The sequence below is a fragment of the Ruegeria sp. BB10 genome (assembly GCF_056535725.1).
On the sequence record NZ_JBQFIW010000001.1, the window covers coordinates 3,297,156 to 3,317,006 of the forward strand.

The window sequence follows — 19,851 nt, forward strand, 5'->3', positions numbered from 1 at the left end:
GGCCAAGGGACGTCAACCGCCGCGAAAGGCCAGCCCAATGAGCAGTGAGAATTATACACCCGCCGTGAACCCTTTGCCGCCCGTTGTGGTGGCCTTGGTGCTGTTCATTATGGGGGTGGAACTGGCCTTTACCCTGGGAACACGCGGGCTGATCGGCGGTCCGTCGGCGGTGGGATGGCGGCTGGATGCGCTGCAGAGCTATTCGTTTTCGCCTGATATCTTTGATTGGATGGTCGAGAACGGGCGCTGGCCGTTCGAACATGTCATGCGTTTCGTGACCTACCCCTTCGTGTCGGGCTCTTTCACGCAGGCCGTTTTTGTCTGCGTCTTCCTGCTGGCCATGGGCAAGATGGTGGCCGAGGTCTTTGGCGGTTTTCAGATGTTGGTGATCTTCGTGCTGTCTGGCGTGGGCGGGGCACTGGCCTATGCACTGTTGCTGGACCCCCAATACCCGCTGGTTGGAGGGTTCCCGCCTGTCTATGGCCTGATCGGCGCATTCACGTGGTTGCTGTGGCGCAAACTGTCATTGGTTGGCGAAAACCAGCACCGCGCCTTTGGTTTGATTGCGGCCCTGATGGGGATTCAACTGGTGTTCGGCCTGCTTTTCGGCGGTACGTCCGACTGGTTGGCTGATCTGGGCGGGTTTGCCACAGGCTTTGGCCTTTCGTTCCTGCTTGCCCCGGGTGGCTGGGCGCGGATCGTGCGGCGCATTCGCCGCGACTGATCACGACCGACGCAAGGCTTTGCGGAACTCTGACACCTCGAAAGCGCCAAACAGGTGGCCCAGAAAGAAATAGGTGGCCGCGGCAATCTTGATCAGGATGATCAGCGCCAGATAACGCCAGCCGGACAGTTCGAATGCCCAGCCGAATAGATGAATGGCGGCGTATAGAACGACACCCATCCCCAGCGACGCGGCCACGATGCGCCATGCCCGGTGTTTGAAGCGGTCGTCGAACCGCGCCTCTTCACCCATGCGTCGCGCGCCGAGGATCAGCAGACCGACCATAGCCCACCCGGCAGCCGACGCCGCAATGGCCGGTGCGATCCATCCCACCAACGGGTAAAGTCCAAAGGCCAGCCCGGCGTTCACGACCATTGCAACCACGGCATAGCGGAACGGGGACCGCGTATCCTCACGCGCGAAATACAGCGGTTGCAGCAGCTTTTGCAGCATGAAGGCAGGCAGGCCGGTTCCGTAAATTGCCACTGCCAGCGCTGTGGCCGCGGTGTCCTCGGCGCTGAATTGGCCACGTTCGAACAGGACCGAGACCATCGGGTTTGGCAGGATCACAAACGCCACGGTCGACGGTATGGTCAGCAACAGCGTGAACTCACCTGCGCGGGAAAACGCGTTGCGGGCGCCGTCCCCGTCCCCGGCGCGCAAGCGGCGGGACAGATCGGGCAGCAGCACGATGCCGACGGCAATGCCCACCACGCCCAACGGCAGTTGATACAACCGGTCAGCCGCGAACAGCCAACTGATCGCCTTCTCGGTTTTCGAGGCTACCAATTGCCCCACCACCAGATTGATCTGAGTGACGCCCATGGCCAGCGCCGCCGGAACGGCGATGCGCACCATGCGGCGCATCTCGGGGCTGAGCTTCGGCAGGCCGGGCCGGATGCGAATGCCTGCACGCTCGGTCGCCACCCAGACCAGCGCCAGCTGTGCGACCCCGGCCACGGGAATGACGGCGATCAACCAACGGATCACCTCGCCTCCAGCGGCTGCCCCAGCGATCAGGGCCGTGCAGGCAAAGATGTTCAGCAATACGGGTGCGGCGGCGGCGGCGGCAAAGCGACCCGTGGCGTTCAAAACACCGGAGAACAGCGCCGCCAGCGACATGAACAGGATGTAAGGGAACACCACATATCCATAGTCCACGGCCAGATCGAACCGTTCATCACCGTGAAACCCCTCGGCCGTGATCCAGACCAGCGCGGGCATGAACAACATTGCCAGCCCGACCAGCGCCAGCACCGCCACGGCCAACAGATTGAAGGCGTCCTGCGCAAAGCCTTGGGCGTTTTCCTCGCCTTCCAGCCGCTTGGAAAACATCGGCACAAAGGCCGCGTTGAAAGCGCCTTCGGCAAAGAAACGGCGGAACATGTTTGGCAGACGGAAGGCCGCGACAAAAGCATCCATCACCGGACCTGGACCGATATAAGCCGTCAGCAGTATTTCCCGCAAAAAGCCCAGAATCCGGCTGGCCAGCGTCCAGAACCCGACCGTGAACAGGCCTGAAAACAACCGGATCTGCTTCATGAGGCCGCGCGCTCGGCGCCTTCGGTGATGGCTTTGCGCAGTTTGGTTTCAAGCGTGCGCTGTTTGCCTTCCGCATGGTATTTTAGACCAAACATGTCCTTGACGTAAAAGGTGTCGACCACCTGTTCGCCATAGGTCGCGATCACTGCGTTGGCGATATAGACATTGGCCGCGGCCAACGTTCGGGTCAGGTCATAGAGCAGACCCGGACGGTCGCGGGTATCGACCTCGATGATAGTGTAAATCTCGGACCCATCATTATCAAAGGTGATATGGGTCGGCACGTTGAAGGCGCGTTCGCGTTTCTTGATCTTGTCGCGCGATTTCAGCGCATCGCGGGCAACAACCTCACCCTTGAGCGTCTTTCGGATCATCTGGGCCAGGCGTGGCAGGCGGCTGGCCTCGAACGGGTGGCCTTCGGTGTCCTGAATCCAGAAGGCATCGGTTACATAACCGTCTTTGGTGGTGTAGCTGCGCGCATCCACCACGTTGGCCCCGACCAGCGCCAGAGCACCCGCAATTCGCGCAAAGATACCGGGGTGATCGCCCATTGCGAAACAGGCCCGTGTGGCGTCCCGGTCTTCGTCCGGTTGCATGCGGATTTCTACCTCACCCGGATCACCGCTGTGTTCCAGCGCCCGCAGCATCTCGGCAAACTCGACTTGGGTGTGCAGGTTCAGGCCCTGCCAATAAGGCGGGTAATGCCGACCAGTTTCGGTCTTGAGGTCCGCCTTGGACCAATCCGACAACGCGTTGCGCAGGGCTTTTTTGGCCTCGGTCCCGCGATTGGCGCGGTTGAGGTCCTCCATCCCGGTTTCAAGCGCGCGCTTGGTTTCGGCGTGCAGGGCGCGCAAAAGTGTGGCTTTCCAGTTGTTCCACGTGTTCGGCCCGACCCCGCGAATATCGCAGACCGTCAGAACCGTCAGCAGATCCAGCCGCTTGACCGTTTTTACCGCCTTGGCGAAATCGCGCACCGTACGCGGGTCTGAGATGTCGCGCTTTTGCGCCATGTCCGACATCAGCAGATGATAGCGGACCAGCCATTCCACGGTTTCCGAGTCTGCCTTGTTCAGCCCAAGCCGGGGCGCAACCTTACGGGCGATTTGCGCGCCGAGGATCGAGTGATCTTCGGGTCGTCCCTTGGCGATGTCATGCAACAACAACGCAACATACAGCACCTTGCGATTCACACCGCCTTTCAGAATGGACGACACCAGCGGCAGCGGTTCAATCAGTTCTCCGCGTTCGATCTGGGCGAGGTTGACGATACATTGGATGGTGTGCTCGTCCACTGTATAGCTGTGATACATGTTGAATTGCATCATCGCCACGATGGGCTCGAACTCGGGCAGAAATGCGGACAGCACCCCCAGTTCGTTCATCCGCCGCAGGGCGCGTTCGGGGTTGCCGTGTTTCAGCATCAGATCAAGGAAGATGCGCCGCGCCTCGCGGTTTTCGCGCATATCTTCGTCGATCAGGTCCAGGTTCGCGGTCACCAACCGCATCGCGTCTGGGTGGATCAGCATGCCGGTGCGCAAACCTTCTTCGAACAGACGCAGCAGGTTCACCTTGTCGGCAAGGAATTTCTCGGGATCGGCCACGTCCAGACGACCATGCACCACCCTATAGCCCGCCTTGACCCGCGGTCGGCGACGGAAGATGCGTTCAAGCAGGGCCTCACCTTTCATATGCGAGGCTTCCAGTTTGGTCAGGAAAATACGCGTCAATTCCCCGACATAAGTGGCCTCGCGGAAATAGCGCTGCATGAACACTTCGACCGCGCGGCGCCCGGCCCGGTCTTCATAACCCATCCGGTCGGCCACCTCGACTTGCAGGTCAAAGGTCAGTTGTTCGGTCGGGCGTCTGGTGATCAGATGCAGATGCGAACGGACGGCCCACAGGAAATCCTCGGCCTTTACGAATGTTTTAAACTCTTCGGGCGTGAACAGGCCCAAAGGCACCAGTTCAGCCACATCCTGAACGCCATAGATGTATTTCGCGATCCAGTAGAGCGATTGCAGATCGCGTAGCCCGCCTTTGCCTTCTTTGACATTGGGCTCGACCATATAGCGCTCACCCTGTTTTTGGTGACGCTCATCGCGTTCCTGCAATTTGGCTTCGATGAACTCTCGCTCGCTGCCTTTGAACAGGTCAGCCTTCAGGCGTTTGTCCAGCTCGGCGGCCAGCTTGTTGTCCCCCGCCAGATAGCGTTGTTCCAGCATCGAGGTGCGGATGGTGAAATCCTCGGCCCCAAGCCGCATGCAATCCTTGATCGTGCGGGACGAATGGCCAACCTTAAGCCGCAAATCCCACAGGATATACAGCATGGATTCAATCACGCTCTCGGCCCAGGCGGTGATTTTGTAGGGCGTCAGGAACAGCAGGTCGACATCAGAGGACGGTGCCATTTCCCCGCGCCCATACCCGCCCACCGCCAGCACAGCGATCCTTTCCCCCTGTGTCGGGGTGGCCAGAGGGTGCAGATCCTCGCTGGATACCTTCATGGCGGTACAGACCAGCCCATCGGTCAGATAGGTGTAGGAATGGGTCAGCGGCCGTGCATCAAACGGGCGTTCGGCAAAGGCATCGGCAATGGCCTGGCGCCCGCCTTTCTGGGCATCACGCAAGATGCGAACGGTCTCTTTGCGCCGCGCTGCGTTGTCCGAGGTCTTGTCAAAGGCCTCCGACAGCTGTGCCATGACGGCGGCGCTGTCGAAAATTTCATCCGCCGGGCAGATCAGCTCACCCCTGGGGGTGAGCGTCAAACCCGTTTGCTCAGAAACCGGCGCCTGTGAAGCTTTGTGGGGCAGGGTCAATCACTACTACCTGTTTATTTTGGATCGTGGCGACAGCCAGACCGCGTTCATTCGTACCGTTCGGCCGCAGGCGGAAGATACCGCCAACCCCCTGGAAACCGGCGTTTTGCGTCAGCGCCGAAGCGGTCAGAGCGTTGGATTTACCCTGGCTGACAAGTGCGGCGATTGCGGCGATGCCGTCATAGGCCAATCCACTGATCGGGTGCGGGGCCTCGCCATAGGTATTGTTATACCGTTGTCGGTATGCCTGCGCCTTCGATGGGTCCGGCAGCGCAAACCAGCCACCTTGTACGCCTGGCAGGTCCAATGTTTGCGGCGGGATGTCCCAGCGTGTCAGGCCGATAAATTGCGTGTTTGTTGTGGAAACGCCCGCTTCGGGCAGCAGCTGAGTGAAAAGCGGCAATGCGCCGGCGGTGGTCGATGTCAGAAACAGGGAATCCGCGCCAGACGCATCTACGGTTGCTTTGACTGAGGGAACCGAGTTGATGACGCCCTGCTGCGAACGGTCATACCCCACCGATCCCGCATTGTTCACGCGGCTGCTGGCAAGTGCATTGGCAATCGCGGCTTGACCTAGCTGGCCCGCAGCATCGTTGCTGTGAACGATGACCATATTCGATTTGCCTTGCGACCCCGCAAAACTGACAAGGCGGTTGGCTGTATTGTCGAAAGTGGGGCCAAGCACGAACACATTGCCGCCTGCAATGCTGGTGTTATTCGAGAAGGACAAAACGTTTACATTGCTGCTCAGCGCCGCAATGCCTGCTGAGTTTGCAGCCTGTGCATAGACCGGACCGAGTATGATTTTCGCCCCGTCTGCCACCGCCTGCTGCGCGACTGCTGCGGCCGTATTCGAACTGCCCCGCGTGTCATAAACGCGCAAATCAATCTGAACATTCTGCAGATCTGACATGGCCAGTCGGGCGGCGTTTTCCAGGCTACGTGCCAGCGCTGCATCGCCGGCCTGCCCCGATCCCGCGGGAACCAGCAGGGCAACAGGCACGGGGTCTGACGTGTCGATCGACGGACCTCCGCCGATGGTGCCGACGTCACAGGCGGCCAGAAATGCGGCGGTTGCCAGTACGGCGGCGGTGCGCGCCAGTTTGCGAACGGGCTTGCAAACGGTAAACATCTGAATGAAAACTCCCTGTCCCGGCGGCTTGAGATGCCGCCAATCTATTGGGTCGCGATAATAAACGTCACGCTGTGAGGGTCCAGCTTTGAATTTCCAAAAAGTCAGATTGGGCACCGGCCTGTATTTTGTTGCCACTCCGATTGGAACAGCGCGCGATATCACGCTCAGGGCGCTGGACGTGCTGGCCTCGGCCGATGTGATTGCCGCAGAAGACACTCGCAGCCTTCGGCGGTTGATGGAAATTCATGGCGTCCCGCTCGAAGGGCGGCGCATTCTGGCTTATCACGACCACAGCGGCGCGGGGGCACGCGGCAAAATTCTGGATGCTCTGGCCGAAGGGAAATCGGTTGCTTATGCGTCCGAGGCCGGAATGCCGCTGATTGCCGATCCGGGTTATGATCTGGGGCGGCAGGCGGCCGAGGCCGGGCATATGGTGACCTGTGCGCCGGGGCCGTCGGCGGCATTGATGGCCCTGACGCTGGCGGGGTTGCCGACGGACGCGTTCTTTTTCGCGGGTTTCTTGCCCAACGCAACCGGCGCGCGCCGGACGCGGATCGAGGCGTTGCGCGACATTCCCGGCACGTTGGTGTTTTACGAATCGCCCAAGCGCGTGGCGGCTTGCTTGTCGGATTTGGCCGAGGTGTTGGGTGAAGACCGCCAGGCCGCGATGTGCCGTGAGTTGACGAAAAAGTTCGAAGAAATCCGGCGCGGCTCATTGGGTGAACTGGCTACTGCCCTGCAAGGACAGACGGTCAAAGGTGAAATTGTTCTTCTGGTTGACCGAGGTCATTCGGAAACTGTTAACGAATCCGACATAGAAGAGGCTTTGACGCGCGCCTTGGAAACCCATTCGGTGCGTGATGCGGCGGATCTGGTGTCGCAGATGTACAAACTACCGCGCCGTCCGATTTATCAAAAGGCGTTGAAATTGGGAAAGGGATGACATGACCTCGCGATCTGTTCGAAGTTCGGTTTCCTACCATGCCGGACAGGCGGCAGAGTTGCAGGTCGCAGCCGACTATGAACGTAGGGGTTTCAAAATCGCGCATCATCGCTGGCGCGGCGCAGGCGGTGAGATCGATCTGATCGCCCGGGGCAGTGACGGGCTTGTGTTCATCGAGGTCAAGAAAAGCACCAGTTTCGACATGGCCGCGGAGCGGATTAGCCAGCGGCAGATTGACCGGATTTTCACCTCGGCAGCGCAATTTCTGGAAACGGAACCGGGCGGGCAGCTGACAAATGTTCGGTTTGACGCGGCGTTGGTGGATGCCACGGGGGCTGTTCAAATCATCGAAAACGCGTTTGGTCAGGCCTGACACCCATTGAACCCTCGGCCCCTCTGGGCCATGTATCTGGCGTGAAACTGAGGGACACGCCATGAAAATCGCCTTTCAGATGGACCCGATCGGGGCCGTGGATATCAACGCAGACAGCTCATTCCGTCTGGCCGAAGAAGCACAGGCGCGCGGGCATACGCTGTTTTTCTACAGCCCGGACCACTTGGCCTATCAAGAGGGGCGGATCACCGCGCGCGGTCAGGACATGAAAGTGCAGCGTGTGGCAGGCAACCCCGCCGAGCTGGGCCCGGAACGCGAGGTGGATTTGGCCGAGTTCGACGTGATCTGGCTGCGTCAGGACCCTCCGTTCGATATGCATTATATCACCTCGACCCATCTGCTGGATCGTCTCAAAGGGCAGGTGTTGGTGGTCAATGATCCGTTTTGGGTGCGGAATTACCCCGAAAAGCTGCTGGTTCTGGATTTCCCTGACCTGACCCCGCCAACCACGATCGCGCGTGATCTGCAAACCATCAAAGCGTTCAAGGAAAAGCACGGCGATGTCATTCTGAAGCCGCTCTATGGCAACGGTGGCGCGGGCGTGTTCCGGCTGGATGCGAATGACCGCAACCTGACCTCTCTTCACGAGCTGTTTACAGGCTTCTCGCGCGAGCCATTGATCGTGCAGAAATTCCTGCCCGATGTCAGCAACGGCGACAAGCGCGTGATCCTTGTGGATGGCGAGGCCGTGGGCGCGATCAATCGTGTTCCGGCGAAGGGTGAGACACGGTCAAACATGCATGTGGGGGGGCGGCCCGAAAAGATCGGCCTGTCCGAGCGTGATCAGGAGATTTGCGCGGCGATCGGCCCGTTGCTGAAAGAAAAAGGCCAGATTTTCGTCGGGATCGACGTGATCGGAGACTATCTGACCGAGATCAACGTGACCTCGCCCACCGGCATTCAGGAGCTTGAGCGGTTCGACGGTGTAAACATCGCCGAAAAGATCTGGCAGGCCATTGAAGCCAAGTTTTAAGAGGCAACCTTGGCGCTGATGCGAAAGCTCAGCGCCTCGGCCACGTGCGGACGCCGGACATCTGGTGCGTCATCGAGATCGGCAATCGTGCGCGCGACCCGTAAAATACGGTGAAAGGCGCGCGCTGACAGGCCAAACCGTTCAGCGGCTTTCAGCAGCAACTCTTTGCCTTCAGCATCCGGAGCGGCAATCTCTTCCAATATCGAACCCTCAACATCGGCATTTTGGCGCGTTGCAGGTGTGTCCCGGAAACGCTCGGCTTGAATGGCACGGGCCTGGTCGACGCGCGCTGCAACGGTCGCCGAACTGTCGCCGGATGGGGGCAGGTCCAGATCGGTGAACCCGACTGGGGGAACCTCGATCCGCAGATCAAACCGATCCATCAGCGGGCCTGATATGCGGCCCAGATAGTCCTCTCCGCAGACAGGCGCGCGAGAACAGGCGCGGGCGGGATCGGTCAGATATCCACATTTGCAGGGGTTGGCCGCAGCCACCAACATGAACCGGCACGGGTATTTCACATGGGCATTTGCGCGCGCGACCATAACCTCGCCAGTCTCGATAGGTTGGCGCAAGGTTTCCAGCACGGTGCGCGGGAATTCGGGAAATTCGTCCATGAACAGTACGCCATTATGAGCCAAAGAAATCTCGCCCGGCTTGGCGCCCTTGCCACCCCCAACGATCGCCGCCATAGAGGCGGTATGGTGGGGTTCGCGAAAGGGACGGCTGCGGCTGATGCCGCCTTCGTCCAGCAACCCGCACAGGGATTGGATCATCGAAGTTTCCAACGCCTCGGTTGGGGTCAGAGGCGGCAGAATACCGGGCAGGCGCGCAGCCAGCATGGATTTGCCCGATCCGGGTGTGCCGATCATGATCAGGTGGTGGCGGCCTGCGGCGGCGATCTCCAGCGCGCGCTTGGCCCGTTCCTGCCCTTTTACATCGCGTAGATCGCGGGCGCTGGGTGCCAAGTTCACTTCGCCGGGTTGGGCCGCAGGCAAGGGCGACTGGCCCGAAAAATGGCGTACGACATCGCCGAGTGACCCCGCGCCGATGACCTGTGTGGCATCCACCCAAGCGGCCTCGGCGCTGGAGGCTCGAGGACACAGCAACGCGCGATCCTCGGCTGCGGCGGTCATGGCGGCAGGCAGCGCACCGACGACCGGAACCAGCGAGCCGTCCAGAGACAGCTCGCCCAGCGAAACCGCGCCTTCGGCAGCGTCGGGCGGGATGATTTCCAACGCCGAAAGCAGCGCGACGGCGATGGGCAGGTCGAAATGGCTGCCTTCTTTGGGCAGGTCAGCGGGGGACAGGTTGATGGTGATCCGTTTCGACGGCAGCGCGATGGCCATCGAACTCAGCGCGCTGCGGACGCGGTCGCGGGCCTCGGACACGGCCTTGTCGGGCAGGCCTACGATGGAAAAAGCGGGCAGGCCCGGCGAGACGGCGCATTGCACCTCGACCGGGCGGGCGTCAACCCCTTGGAAAGCGACGGTATGAGAACGGGCGACCATGAACGACCTGTTTGGTTAACAGGTCGTTGCTGCCATGGATGCGGTTTACGAATGGTTAACGGTGTCGGTCATTGCTAAGAATTTTGGCCAGGCACCGGGGTCCGCAACCGTTTTGTCGCGGCAGAATTGGTTACAGAATCCCCAGCACTGACCGTCCAGTTCCAGAAAATGGGTGACCGCTTTGCCGGAATAAGGACAGATATCGTTGATCGATGGTCCGCTATCTACAGATTGGGCATCGGTTTGCGCGCCGATGGGCCATGCCTGTGACGGCAGGTCGAATGCGTAGGGGAACGGATCATAGGTCACGGTCAATCCCATTGCGCGCCATTGTCGGACCGAAGGGTCGGATAGCAAATCCAGGCAATATTCCCGATTAGCCACGGACACAGGCAAACCATAGCCAATGATCCGCGCGGCCACGGGGGTGTAAAATACATCCACCAGAGAATACCTGCCGAAAAGCGGCCCGGAGGCTGCACCGGATATAGTGCGGGCATGTGCCCAGAGGGTTTCGATCCGGTTCAGATCAACCAGCGTTTCAGGCGATGGTTCAAATCCCTGCCAGCAGTGCAACAGCTGCATCGAACATTCCGCGCGCAACGCGGCGAACCCGGCAGTCATCTCGGCGCATAGCCACCGGGCCGTCGCGCGGGCGGCTACGTCTTCGGGCCACATCCCGGCCTCTGGATGCCGTTCGGCCAAGGTCTCGGCCATGGCAAGACTTTCGCCCACTATGGTCCCATCCGGCAGGCGCAGGGCAGGGACAAGGCGCGCCGGAGCCAGTGGCTTCATATCCTCGGCCATGGTGCCGGAATAGAGACCGATCATGTGGTTTCGGTAGGGCAGGCCGAACTTTTCCAGCATCAGCCAACCGCGCAAGGACCAGCTGGAAAACAGGCGGTCTCCGATAAATAAATCATAGGTCATACGACTACGATGGCGCGCCGCGATCGTTCAGTAAATCAGTGTTTTGTGCGGAGTGTGATCACGGACAGTGATTGATCCGCCCAACCGACCAGCGATCGCCGTGATGGGTGATGTCGGTGACCGAGAGGTTGTCGATGCGATGGCTGAACGCCTCTTGTGCGTCAACGCCAAGGGCACGCTGCACCTGCGTCAGGATCACACCGAAATGGGCCACGACGATTAGGTCTTGGCCCGTGTGATCGACAATCAACTGGTCGATCACGGCATCGACGCGGGCGCAAACCTCGTTCCAGCTTTCACCTTTGGGCGGGCGCACGTCGCCGGGATTGTCCCAATAGGCAAAGGCCAGATCGGGGTCTTCGGCCTCAATCTCTTTGAAATTGCGCAATTCCCATGTGCCGAAGTGAATCTCGCGCAGGTCTCTATGATGCGGCAGGCGCTGGCGTTTACCCTGAATGGCCGATGCCGTATCGGTGGCCCGCAGCAAGTCAGATGATACCACCAGCGCCTTGTCTGGCAGATGGTCGTGCAACCGCGCGATCGCGGCGTGATCGCTGAGGTCGGCAGGCAGATCGGACCACCCGACCATGGTTTTCGCATGGGTCGGCCCGTGACGAACAAGATGCAGCCGGGTCACGGCAATTGTCCTTTCAGCACCAGCGGAAGCCCAGCTGTGACCTGCACGACCAGATCGGCCTGCGCGGCCAGCGCGATGTTCAACCGTCCCTGGGCTTCGCGGAAGCGGCGGGACAGAGAGTTGTCCGGGACGATGCCATGGCCGACTTCGTTCGAGACGATGATAACCGGCGCCCGGCACGATTGCAGGGCCTGCAACAGCACAGATTGGGCTTGTTCCAGATCGTTTTCAGCCAACAGATGATTGGTCAGCCACATGGTGGCGCAGTCGATCAGACAGATATGATCGGGGGTCAAATCGGACAGGGCCGGGCCAAGATCAAATGGGGCCTCGATCGTCGACCATCCTGCACCGCGTTGGGCGATATGGCGCTGAACCTTGTCGCGCATCTCATCATCAAACACTTGTGATGTGGCGAGATAAGCGCGGGTTTTTCCTGATAAAACAACAATTTGCTCGGCAAAGGCAGATTTACCAGAGGCCGCGCCACCCAACACAAAGGTTAAATCCGGATACACTATTATTACCTTTCTGGTGATCCACCCGGTTTTGTTCTGCGTATCGACCCTAGGTCGGTAAGGCAAGCCCGGCCCGCGCCTGTGAAAAGGGGAGATTTCCATGGCACTGGATAATGGAACCGATTTTTCGATGTCCCGGCAGGCAATGAAAGCCGAATTGCTGGACGCAGAAACTGAATTAAAGCTGGCTTATGCGTGGCGTGACGACCGCGACGAACAAGCGTTGCATCGGTTGATCACGGCCTATATGCGGCTGGCGATTTCGATGGCGGCCAAGTTCAAACGATACGGCGCGCCGATGAATGATCTGATTCAAGAGGCCGGATTGGGCCTTATGAAAGCGGCCGACAAATTTGATCCCGACCGAGGCGTGCGCTTTTCAACCTATGCGGTCTGGTGGATCAAGGCGAGCATTCAGGACTACGTGATGCGCAACTGGTCGATGGTGCGCACTGGGTCGACCTCATCGCAGAAATCCCTGTTTTTCAACATGCGGCGAGTTCAGGCGCGTTTGGAACGCGAGGCTGCAACCGAAGGGATGGATCTGGACCGTCATCAGTTGCACCAGATGATTGCAGCTGAAATCGGCGTGCCGTTGCGTGATGTTGAGATGATGGAAGGGCGCCTTTCGGGCTCGGATTTCTCACTAAACGCGGTGCAATCGACCGATGAAGACGGTCGGGAGTGGATCGATGCGCTAGAGGATGAACGCGAGCAAGCTGCCGAGACGGTTGAAAACAGCCACGATACCGAACAGCTGCGCGAATGGCTGGTGACGGCGATGCAGGCGTTGAACGACCGCGAACGCTTTATTGTGTGCGAACGCAAGCTGCGCGATCCGGCCCGCACGCTGGAAAGTCTGGGGCAAGAGCTTGGCCTGTCCAAGGAACGCGTGCGTCAGCTTGAGGCTGCGGCTTTTGTGAAAATGCGTAAGAACCTTGAAGCCCAGTCGCGCGAGGTGCAACACTTCATCGCATGAGACAGCTTGCGATTCTTGTTTGTACACTGATGGTTATGGCCGTGCCCGGCCAGGCCGAAGAATTGATCCCCGATGATATTCTGGCCGCGATGACCTCGGCGGATGTAGTCATTTTGGGCGAGATACACGACAACCCGCAACACCATGTCATTCAGGCCGAAGCTTTGAAGGCCATCACCCCCTCGGCTGTTGTGTGGGAGATGGTAACCGAAGAAGGTGCGCAGCGACTGGCGGATAAGGCTGTATCCAACCCCGAAGAGCTTGCGCGCATTCTGGAATGGCTTGAATCGGGCTGGCCGCCGCTCAGCATGTATTACCCGGTGTTTCAGGCATCAGACGCGCCCGTCTACGGGGCCATGGTTCCACGTGCCGCAGCCCGTGCGGCGATGGAGCGAGGGGCAGCCACCGCTTTGGGCGCAGATGCAGCGCGTTACGGGTTGACCGTGCCTTTGCCAGCCGACGAACAGGCCGCGCGCGAGGCCGATCAACTGGCCGCCCATTGCGATGCGATCCCAGAAAGTGCCTTGCCGCAACTGGTGGCCATTCAGCGCTTGCGCGACGCTGTGCTGACGCGCGCCATCTTGCGCGCCACCGATGAAACTGGCGGCCCGGTTGCGGTGATCACCGGGAATGGCCATGCACGTAAGGATCGGGGCATTCCCACCTTTTTGTCCCGACTGCGCCCGGGGCTGAAGGTCTTTGTGCTGGGTCAATCCGAAGACGGCGTGGTAAATGGCACCTTCGACGCGGTGATCGACAGTCCCAGCGTCGAACGCGAAGACCCGTGTCTGGCGTTTCAAAAGCAGAATTAACCGCTGGAACTGTCAGGCCCCCTTGCCTAATGTCGGGGCCGACCGGGACAGGAAGGGCTCAACATGCTGGCATCGAAACGCATTCTGCTGATTATCGGCGGTGGGATCGCGGCCTATAAGTCGCTGGACCTGATCCGGCGCTTGCAAGAGCGCGGCGCGGCCGTGACGCCCGTGTTGACGCGCGCGGCTGAGGAATTCGTGACACCCCTGTCCGTGGCGGCTCTGGCCGGAGAGAAAGCCTATCGCGATCTGTTCGATCTAACAGATGAGGCCGAGATGGGGCATATCCAATTGTCGCGCTCGGCGGATTTGATCGTTGTGGCCCCCGCGACGGCGGATTTGATGGGAAAGATGGCTGCCGGGCTGGCGAACGATCTGGCCTCGACCCTGTTGATGGCCACCGACACGCCGGTTCTGTGTGCCCCTGCGATGAATGTGCGCATGTGGGACCATCCGGCGACGCAGCGCAATTTGAAGCAATTACAGGCCGACGGCGTCCGTTTTGTCGGCCCGAACGAGGGTGATATGGCTTGCGGCGAATACGGCCCCGGCCGTATGTCCGAAACGCTTGAGATCGTCGCAGCGATTGAGGCGAAACTGGGTCAGGGCCCGCTTAGCGGTAAGCGCGTGCTTGTGACCTCGGGGCCGACGCATGAACCGATTGACCCGGTGCGTTATATCGCCAATCGCTCGTCTGGGGCGCAGGGTACGGCGGTGGCCCGGGCGCTTGCTGCACTGGGCGCTGACGTGGTCTTTGTCACCGGCCCAGCGGATGTTCCGCCGCCCCCAGGGGTGCAGGTCGTGCAGGTCGAAACCGCGCAGCAAATGTCGGACGCCGTAGATGCCGAGCTGCCGGTGGATGCAGGCGTGTTCGCTGCAGCTGTCGCGGATTGGCGGGTCGCCAGCGCTTCGGACAAAAAGCTGAAGAAAAGCCGCGATGGGATGCCAGCGCTGGAGTTTGCCGAAAATCCCGACATCCTAAAACGCGTATCGCATATGAAAACCGGTCGCCCGGCGCTGGTTGTGGGATTTGCCGCCGAGACGGACAATGTGATCGAACATGCCACCGCCAAACGGGGGCGTAAGGGCTGTGACTGGATCGTGGCCAATGATGTCAGCCCGGCAACTGGGATCATGGGCGGGTCCGAGAATGCGGTGATCCTGATCTCGGATGACGGGGCCGAGGAATGGCCGCGCATGGGCAAAGGCGCAGTGGCCGAGCGTTTGGCGACCAGGATCGCCGACGCTTTGACGAGCTAGACAAGAGGAACAGTGATGGTTGCAATTCGTGTGATCCGCGAACAGGGCGCTGACCCCTCAGTACCCTTGCCGTCTTATGAAACCGCGGGGGCGGCTGGTGCAGATGTGCGGGCAAACCTGCCCGGCGGTGCGTCAATCACGCTTGAACCGGGCCAACGCGCCCTGGTGCCCACTGGTCTAAGGATCGAAATTCCGCAGGGGTTCGAAGTTCAGGTGCGCCCCCGCTCGGGTCTGGCTCTGAAACACGGGATCACCCTGCCCAATGCGCCCGGTACAATCGACAGCGACTATCGCGGTCCATTGGGTGTGATCGTCCTGAACGCAGGTCAAGAGGCGTTCGAGATCACCCATGGCGAACGCATCGCGCAACTGGTCGTAGCCCCGGTCGTGCAAGCCGCGTTCGAAGCGGTTGATATGCTCAGCGACACGGCGCGCGGGGCGGGTGGTTTCGGCTCGACCGGGCGCGGCTGATGCTTCTGGTCGGGATTCTAGCGGCTGGTCTGTGGGGCATCGGTTATCTGGCTGGTGTATCGAGAACGGCCCGCACGACTTCGGTGGCCGTGCTGCTTCTGGGTGTGATTACGGCTCAATTGCTGCTTCCTGATGGCCATCCGTTGCGTCAGGCGACCGGCGGTTCTGCGGCGATGTGGCTGATACTGGCGGGTACGGTGCTGCTGGTACTGGTTTACGGACGTGTTCTGAAAGCGTTGCGAAACCGCGCCGCGCCAGCCTCAGCCAAGGAGCCCGCAATGCCATCTGACCAGTTTTCTGAGACCGAACTTGAGCGCTATGCCCGCCATATCGTCCTGCGTGAGCTGGGCGGGCCGGGACAGAAAAAGATGAAACAGGCGCGGGTTCTGGTCATCGGTGCTGGCGGTCTTGGGTCACCTGCGTTGCAATATCTGGCTGCCGCCGGGGTGGGGACTATCGGCGTAATTGATGATGACGAGGTTGAAAACGCCAATCTGCAACGGCAGGTTATCCATCGCGACGCAGATATCGGCATGCCCAAGGTCTTTTCGGCGCAACAGGCGATGCTGGCGCAGAACCCCAATGTGGTTGTTCTGCCATATCACCGACGCCTGACGGATGAAATCGCCACTGAACTGTTTGCCGATTTTGACCTGATCCTTGATGGCACCGATAACTTTGACACCCGCTATCTGGCAAACCGCACTGCTGTCGCGCTGGGCAAGCCGCTGATCTCGGGCGCGCTGTCACAATGGGAAGGCCAGCTCAGCGTCTTCGACCCGGCCAATGGTGCGCCCTGCTATCAATGTATCTTCCCCCAGGCTCCGGCCCCCGGTCTGGCCCCCTCCTGCGCCGAGGCTGGTGTGATTGGCCCGTTGCCCGGCGTGGTAGGCTCAATGATGGCGGTTGAGGCGATCAAGGTAATCACCGGGGCTGGGCAAGCTCTGCGCGGTGAGATGTTGATCTACGACGCGCTATTTGGTGAAAGTCGCAAAATCACCCTATCACGTCGGGAAGATTGCCCCATTTGCGCAGGTTCCAAAAACTAGATGCAACCGCTGCGCGCGTCAGCGCGCGGTCCGGCCCAACGCCGCCAAGGCGCATCTTTGATGCGCGCTGCGGGGGCGGGAGCCCCTGAAACCGCACCCTGCTTCTGGCGCGCGAAACTGGATTGTCGCGGAATTTGATACGCCACCTCTGGACCATTCCAGCCCGCCTCCCTAGCTTGACCAGCAAAGGAGATTTGCATGACCAACCCGATCCTGTCCAACTGGACCACGCCGTTTGAAATCGCTCCGTTCAACGCAATCTCAGACGACAATTTCGCCCCCGCGCTCGAGCAGGCCATGCAGGCGCATAACGCCGAGATCGACGCGATTGCCGACAACCCCGATGCGCCCACCTTTGCCAATACGGTCGAAGCGCTGGAAGCTGCTGGAGAGCAGATGGACAAGGTGTTGTCGGTCTTTTTCACGGTCGCAGGGGCAGACAGCAACCCGGCACGAGAGGAGCTGCAACGAGACTTCTCGCCCAAACTTGCGGCGCATTTCTCGGGTATTTCTTCGAATAAGGCTCTTTTTCAACGGCTGGCCGATCTGTGGTCTCGCAAGGAGGATCTGAACCTGACGGATGAACAGGCCCGCGTTCTCATGCTGACCCATCGCGGTTTTGTCCGTGCGGGTGCGGCGCTAGAGGGCGAAAAGGACGCTCGGATGCAGGACATCAAGGCACGGCTGGCCTCGTTGGGAACGTCTTTCACGCAAAACCTTCTGGCCGACGAACGTGATTGGTACATGGAGCTATCCGAAAACGATCTTGAGGGGTTGCCTGCATTCCTGGTGGATACCGCCCGCGCTGCGGGGCAGGAAAAGGGAGTAAAGGGTCCGGTGGTCACCCTGTCGCGCTCGCTGATTGTGCCGTTCTTGCAATTCTCGCCCCGGCGCGACCTGCGGGAAAAGGCCTATCGGGCCTGGGCGGTGCGTGGTGCCAATGGCGGTGAGACCGACAATCGCAATATCTCAGCTGAAATCCTGCAACTGCGCGAAGAACGCGCCAAGCTGCTGGGCTATGACAGCTTCGCCGGTTTCAAGCTGGAAACTGAAATGGCCCGCACGCCTGACAAGGTGCGCGACCTGCTGATGCAAGTTTGGGGTCCCGCCAAGTCACGCGCCGATGCCGATGCTGAAATCCTGACGCAGATGATGCAGGAGGACGGCGTCAACGGCCCGCTGGAAGCGTGGGACTGGCGTTATTATGCCGAGAAACGCCGCAAGGCCGAGCATGATCTGGATGAGGCCGCGTTGAAGCCTTACCTGCAGTTGGATCGGATGATCGAGGCTGCCTTTGCCTGCGCAAACCGCCTGTTCGGGCTTGAATTCGCACCGTTGGATGTGCCGCTTTATCACTCCGATTGCCGCGCGTGGGAAGTCACGCGCAACGGGCAACATATAGCCGTATTCATAGGCGACTACTTCGCACGGGGGTCTAAACGGTCAGGGGCGTGGTGCAGTGCGATGCGGTCGCAGGCCAAGTTCCCCAAAGTGCAGGCGCCGGTCGTGATCAACGTCTGCAACTTTGCCAAGGGCGATCCTGCGTTGTTGTCTTACGACGATGCCCGGACCCTATTCCACGAGTTCGGTCACGCGCTGCATCAGATGCTGTCCGATGTGACCTATGAAAGCATTTCGGGCACCAGCGTGGCGCGGGACTTTGTAGAGTTGCCCAGCCAGCTATATGAACACTGGCTGGAAGTGCCCGAGGTTCTGGCCGAATTTGCCACCCACGCCGAAACCGGCGAAGCGATGCCACAGGAGATGCTAGAAAAAGTGCTCAAGGCCGCCAATTTCGATCAGGGGTTTCAGACGGTGGAATATGTCGCCTCGGCGCTGGTCGATCTGGCGTTCCACGATGGCGATGCCCCGGCTGATCCGATGGCGAAACAGGCTGAGGTTCTGGACAGTATCGGTATGCCGCAAGCCATTGGGATGCGCCACGCCACACCGCATTTCGCTCACGTCTTTGCGGGCGATAGCTATAGCGCGGGCTATTATAGCTATATGTGGTCCGAGGTCATGGACGCCGATGCCTTTGCCGCGTTTGAAGAGGCCGGAGGGGCCTTTGACCCCGAACGCGCCAAAGCATTGGAAGAAAATATCCTGTCCACCGGCGGCTCACGCGAGGCCGAAGAGCTGTACCTTGCCTTCCGCGGTCGGTTGCCGGGGGTTGAGGCCTTGCTGAAAGGGCGCGGCCTGATCGCGGCCTAGTACCCCAGAGACCGATCAACGAGGTGCAGGAAGGGTTTGCCTTCCTCACCTCTGCGGATGTTCTCGCAGATCACCTGCGCTGCTGTTTCGGGTCGGGTTTCCGAGGCGATATGCGGGGTCACCGTCACGTTCGGATGCGCCCAATAGGGGTGATCTGCAGGCAGGGGCTCAACCCGAAACACGTCCAGCGTCGCGTGGCCAACCTGACCCGCATTCAGTGCCGCCAGCAGGGCATCGTCGTCGATCAACGGTCCCCGACCGGGATTGATAATGCAAGCACCCTTTGGCAGCAGGGCCAGAGTGTCGGCGTTCAATATATTCACGGTGGCGGGAGTGTCAGGCAGCAGCAAAACCACGATCTCGGCCCGCGACAAGGCTTTGCGCAGCCCGTCGGGACCATGCAGGCAGGTGATACCGGGGATATCCTTGGCTGTGCGGCTCCAGCCGGTGACATCGAAATTCAGCGCCGACAGCGCACGCGCCGCCGCTTCGCCCAACGCGCCAAGGCCCAGAACACAGACCTGACGTCCGGTTGCCAGCGGGGGTGGTGCAGGGGTCCAGACACCATCCTGCACGGTGATGTGCCGATCCATGCCGAGGTGATGGCGCAGCACGTGGCCCACCACCCATTCGATCATACCCTGCGTCAGGCCGTGATCCACCATCCGCGCCAGCGGCACGGTCAGGGTCGCATTCCCCGCGATTTTTTCTACCCCGGCCCACAGGCTAAGCACAGCCTTCAGCCGGGTGTATGGGGTGAAATCCAGTAACCCACCGCTTGGGGCATAGACAATATAGTCGACTTGATCCGGTTCAAACTCGGTGGCCAGGTGAAAGTTTACCCCGGCCTCGGTCAGGCCTTTGGTCAATAGAGGCTTATAGATCGGCCATTGGGCTGGGCGCGCGGAAAACAGGACGTTCACGGGCATAAGGGGCCTTTCGG

The 19,851-nt window shown here is 60.2% G+C and carries 18 protein-coding genes; 10 read left to right on the forward strand and 8 right to left on the reverse strand.

What is annotated here, in order from left to right:
• Window positions 1–37 precede the first annotated feature (37 nt).
• Window positions 38–724: a rhomboid family intramembrane serine protease gene (locus ACR3EP_RS16980; protein ID WP_170361435.1), complete on the forward strand. Its 687-nt coding sequence runs from the start codon at window positions 38–40 to the stop codon at window positions 722–724.
• Here ACR3EP_RS16980 and murJ read toward each other — a convergent pair whose 3' ends face one another.
• Genes murJ through ACR3EP_RS16995 form a run of 3 tightly spaced genes read right to left on the reverse strand, consistent with a single transcriptional unit; the run spans window position 725 to window position 6,214 of the window.
• Entirely contained in the window at window positions 725–2,266 is a 1,542-nt protein-coding gene (gene murJ / locus ACR3EP_RS16985; RefSeq protein ID WP_480638736.1) for a murein biosynthesis integral membrane protein MurJ, read from the reverse strand. It lies immediately after the preceding gene.
• Entirely contained in the window at window positions 2,263–5,082 is a 2,820-nt protein-coding gene (locus ACR3EP_RS16990; protein WP_480638737.1) for a [protein-PII] uridylyltransferase, read from the reverse strand. The genes murJ and ACR3EP_RS16990 overlap by 4 nt, the downstream gene beginning before the upstream one ends.
• Complete coding sequence (locus ACR3EP_RS16995; RefSeq protein WP_480638738.1) at window positions 5,042–6,214, reverse strand: penicillin-binding protein activator; 1,173 nt, start codon at window positions 6,212–6,214, stop codon at window positions 5,042–5,044. Before ACR3EP_RS16995 ends, ACR3EP_RS16990 begins: the two co-directional genes overlap by 41 nt.
• 88 nt (window positions 6,215–6,302) lie before the next feature.
• Here ACR3EP_RS16995 and rsmI point away from each other — a divergent pair, with 88 nt between their 5' ends.
• From rsmI to gshB, 3 genes are all read left to right on the forward strand, one after another.
• The gene (gene rsmI / locus ACR3EP_RS17000) at window positions 6,303–7,160 is read left to right on the forward strand and encodes a 16S rRNA (cytidine(1402)-2'-O)-methyltransferase (protein ID WP_480638740.1); all 858 of its coding nucleotides are present in this window, start codon (window positions 6,303–6,305) and stop codon (window positions 7,158–7,160) included.
• A 1-nt stretch (window position 7,161) separates the two neighbouring features.
• Window positions 7,162–7,533, forward strand: a complete 372-nt coding sequence (locus ACR3EP_RS17005; RefSeq protein ID WP_480638741.1) for a YraN family protein — start codon at window positions 7,162–7,164, stop codon at window positions 7,531–7,533.
• Window positions 7,534–7,594: 61 nt separating this feature from the next.
• Window positions 7,595–8,527 carry a glutathione synthase gene (gene gshB, locus ACR3EP_RS17010; protein ID WP_480638742.1) on the forward strand — a complete coding sequence of 311 codons (933 nt, stop codon included), beginning with the start codon at window positions 7,595–7,597 and terminating at the stop codon, window positions 8,525–8,527.
• Here the strand turns inward: gshB and ACR3EP_RS17015 are convergent.
• Genes ACR3EP_RS17015 through cobU form a run of 4 tightly spaced genes read right to left on the reverse strand, consistent with a single transcriptional unit; the run spans window position 8,524 to window position 12,123 of the window.
• Window positions 8,524–10,038 carry a YifB family Mg chelatase-like AAA ATPase gene (locus ACR3EP_RS17015; protein WP_480638743.1) on the reverse strand — a complete coding sequence of 505 codons (1,515 nt, stop codon included), beginning with the start codon at window positions 10,036–10,038 and terminating at the stop codon, window positions 8,524–8,526. The two genes, gshB and ACR3EP_RS17015, sit on opposite strands and share 4 nt — an antisense overlap.
• Before the next feature lie 45 nt (window positions 10,039–10,083).
• Window positions 10,084–10,968, reverse strand: a complete 885-nt coding sequence (locus ACR3EP_RS17020; protein ID WP_480638744.1) for a glutathione S-transferase — start codon at window positions 10,966–10,968, stop codon at window positions 10,084–10,086.
• A 58-nt stretch (window positions 10,969–11,026) separates the two neighbouring features.
• The gene (locus tag ACR3EP_RS17025) at window positions 11,027–11,605 is read right to left on the reverse strand and encodes a histidine phosphatase family protein (protein ID WP_480638745.1); all 579 of its coding nucleotides are present in this window, start codon (window positions 11,603–11,605) and stop codon (window positions 11,027–11,029) included.
• Complete coding sequence (gene cobU, locus ACR3EP_RS17030; RefSeq protein ID WP_170361450.1) at window positions 11,602–12,123, reverse strand: bifunctional adenosylcobinamide kinase/adenosylcobinamide-phosphate guanylyltransferase; 522 nt, start codon at window positions 12,121–12,123, stop codon at window positions 11,602–11,604. The genes ACR3EP_RS17025 and cobU overlap by 4 nt, the downstream gene beginning before the upstream one ends.
• A gap of 100 nt (window positions 12,124–12,223) precedes the next feature.
• On the opposite strand from cobU, the gene ACR3EP_RS17035 reads away from it, so the two are divergent.
• The 6 genes from ACR3EP_RS17035 (at window position 12,224) to ACR3EP_RS17060 (ending at window position 18,908) form a co-directional block, all read left to right on the forward strand.
• Window positions 12,224–13,102 carry an RNA polymerase factor sigma-32 gene (locus ACR3EP_RS17035; protein ID WP_480638746.1) on the forward strand — a complete coding sequence of 293 codons (879 nt, stop codon included), beginning with the start codon at window positions 12,224–12,226 and terminating at the stop codon, window positions 13,100–13,102.
• Window positions 13,099–13,914, forward strand: coding sequence for a ChaN family lipoprotein (locus ACR3EP_RS17040; RefSeq protein WP_480638747.1), 816 nt, complete (start codon window positions 13,099–13,101; stop codon window positions 13,912–13,914). Before ACR3EP_RS17035 ends, ACR3EP_RS17040 begins: the two co-directional genes overlap by 4 nt.
• 63 nt (window positions 13,915–13,977) lie before the next feature.
• Window positions 13,978–15,174 carry a bifunctional phosphopantothenoylcysteine decarboxylase/phosphopantothenate--cysteine ligase CoaBC gene (gene coaBC / locus ACR3EP_RS17045; protein ID WP_480638748.1) on the forward strand — a complete coding sequence of 399 codons (1,197 nt, stop codon included), beginning with the start codon at window positions 13,978–13,980 and terminating at the stop codon, window positions 15,172–15,174.
• Between the two features lie 15 nt (window positions 15,175–15,189).
• The gene (gene dut / locus ACR3EP_RS17050; protein ID WP_425081650.1) at window positions 15,190–15,645 is read left to right on the forward strand and encodes a dUTP diphosphatase; all 456 of its coding nucleotides are present in this window, start codon (window positions 15,190–15,192) and stop codon (window positions 15,643–15,645) included.
• On the forward strand, window positions 15,645–16,694 hold the full coding sequence (locus ACR3EP_RS17055; RefSeq protein ID WP_480638749.1) for a HesA/MoeB/ThiF family protein: 1,050 nt from the start codon (window positions 15,645–15,647) through the stop codon (window positions 16,692–16,694). Before dut ends, ACR3EP_RS17055 begins: the two co-directional genes overlap by 1 nt.
• A 198-nt stretch (window positions 16,695–16,892) precedes the next feature.
• On the forward strand, window positions 16,893–18,908 hold the full coding sequence (locus ACR3EP_RS17060) for a M3 family metallopeptidase (RefSeq protein ID WP_480638750.1): 2,016 nt from the start codon (window positions 16,893–16,895) through the stop codon (window positions 18,906–18,908).
• On the opposite strand, the gene ACR3EP_RS17065 is transcribed toward ACR3EP_RS17060, so the two are convergent.
• Window positions 18,905–19,837: a 2-hydroxyacid dehydrogenase gene (locus ACR3EP_RS17065; RefSeq protein WP_480638751.1), complete on the reverse strand. Its 933-nt coding sequence runs from the start codon at window positions 19,835–19,837 to the stop codon at window positions 18,905–18,907. The genes ACR3EP_RS17060 and ACR3EP_RS17065 overlap by 4 nt on opposite strands.
• Window positions 19,838–19,851: the final 14 nt, after the last annotated feature.

Coding starts and splice junctions, on each gene's coding strand:
- ACR3EP_RS16980 (WP_170361435.1), top strand. CDS start 38: ATGAGCAGTGAGAATTATACACCCGCCGTGAACCCTTTGCCGCCCGTT.
- murJ (WP_480638736.1), bottom strand. CDS start 2,266: ATGAAGCAGATCCGGTTGTTTTCAGGCCTGTTCACGGTCGGGTTCTGG.
- ACR3EP_RS16995 (WP_480638738.1), bottom strand. CDS start 6,214: ATGTTTACCGTTTGCAAGCCCGTTCGCAAACTGGCGCGCACCGCCGCC.
- ACR3EP_RS17005 (WP_480638741.1), top strand. CDS start 7,162: ATGACCTCGCGATCTGTTCGAAGTTCGGTTTCCTACCATGCCGGACAG.
- gshB (WP_480638742.1), top strand. CDS start 7,595: ATGAAAATCGCCTTTCAGATGGACCCGATCGGGGCCGTGGATATCAAC.
- ACR3EP_RS17015 (WP_480638743.1), bottom strand. CDS start 10,038: ATGGTCGCCCGTTCTCATACCGTCGCTTTCCAAGGGGTTGACGCCCGC.
- ACR3EP_RS17020 (WP_480638744.1), bottom strand. CDS start 10,968: ATGACCTATGATTTATTTATCGGAGACCGCCTGTTTTCCAGCTGGTCC.
- ACR3EP_RS17035 (WP_480638746.1), top strand. CDS start 12,224: ATGGCACTGGATAATGGAACCGATTTTTCGATGTCCCGGCAGGCAATG.
- ACR3EP_RS17040 (WP_480638747.1), top strand. CDS start 13,099: ATGAGACAGCTTGCGATTCTTGTTTGTACACTGATGGTTATGGCCGTG.
- coaBC (WP_480638748.1), top strand. CDS start 13,978: ATGCTGGCATCGAAACGCATTCTGCTGATTATCGGCGGTGGGATCGCG.
- dut (WP_425081650.1), top strand. CDS start 15,190: ATGGTTGCAATTCGTGTGATCCGCGAACAGGGCGCTGACCCCTCAGTA.
- ACR3EP_RS17055 (WP_480638749.1), top strand. CDS start 15,645: ATGCTTCTGGTCGGGATTCTAGCGGCTGGTCTGTGGGGCATCGGTTAT.
- ACR3EP_RS17060 (WP_480638750.1), top strand. CDS start 16,893: ATGACCAACCCGATCCTGTCCAACTGGACCACGCCGTTTGAAATCGCT.
- ACR3EP_RS17065 (WP_480638751.1), bottom strand. CDS start 19,837: ATGCCCGTGAACGTCCTGTTTTCCGCGCGCCCAGCCCAATGGCCGATC.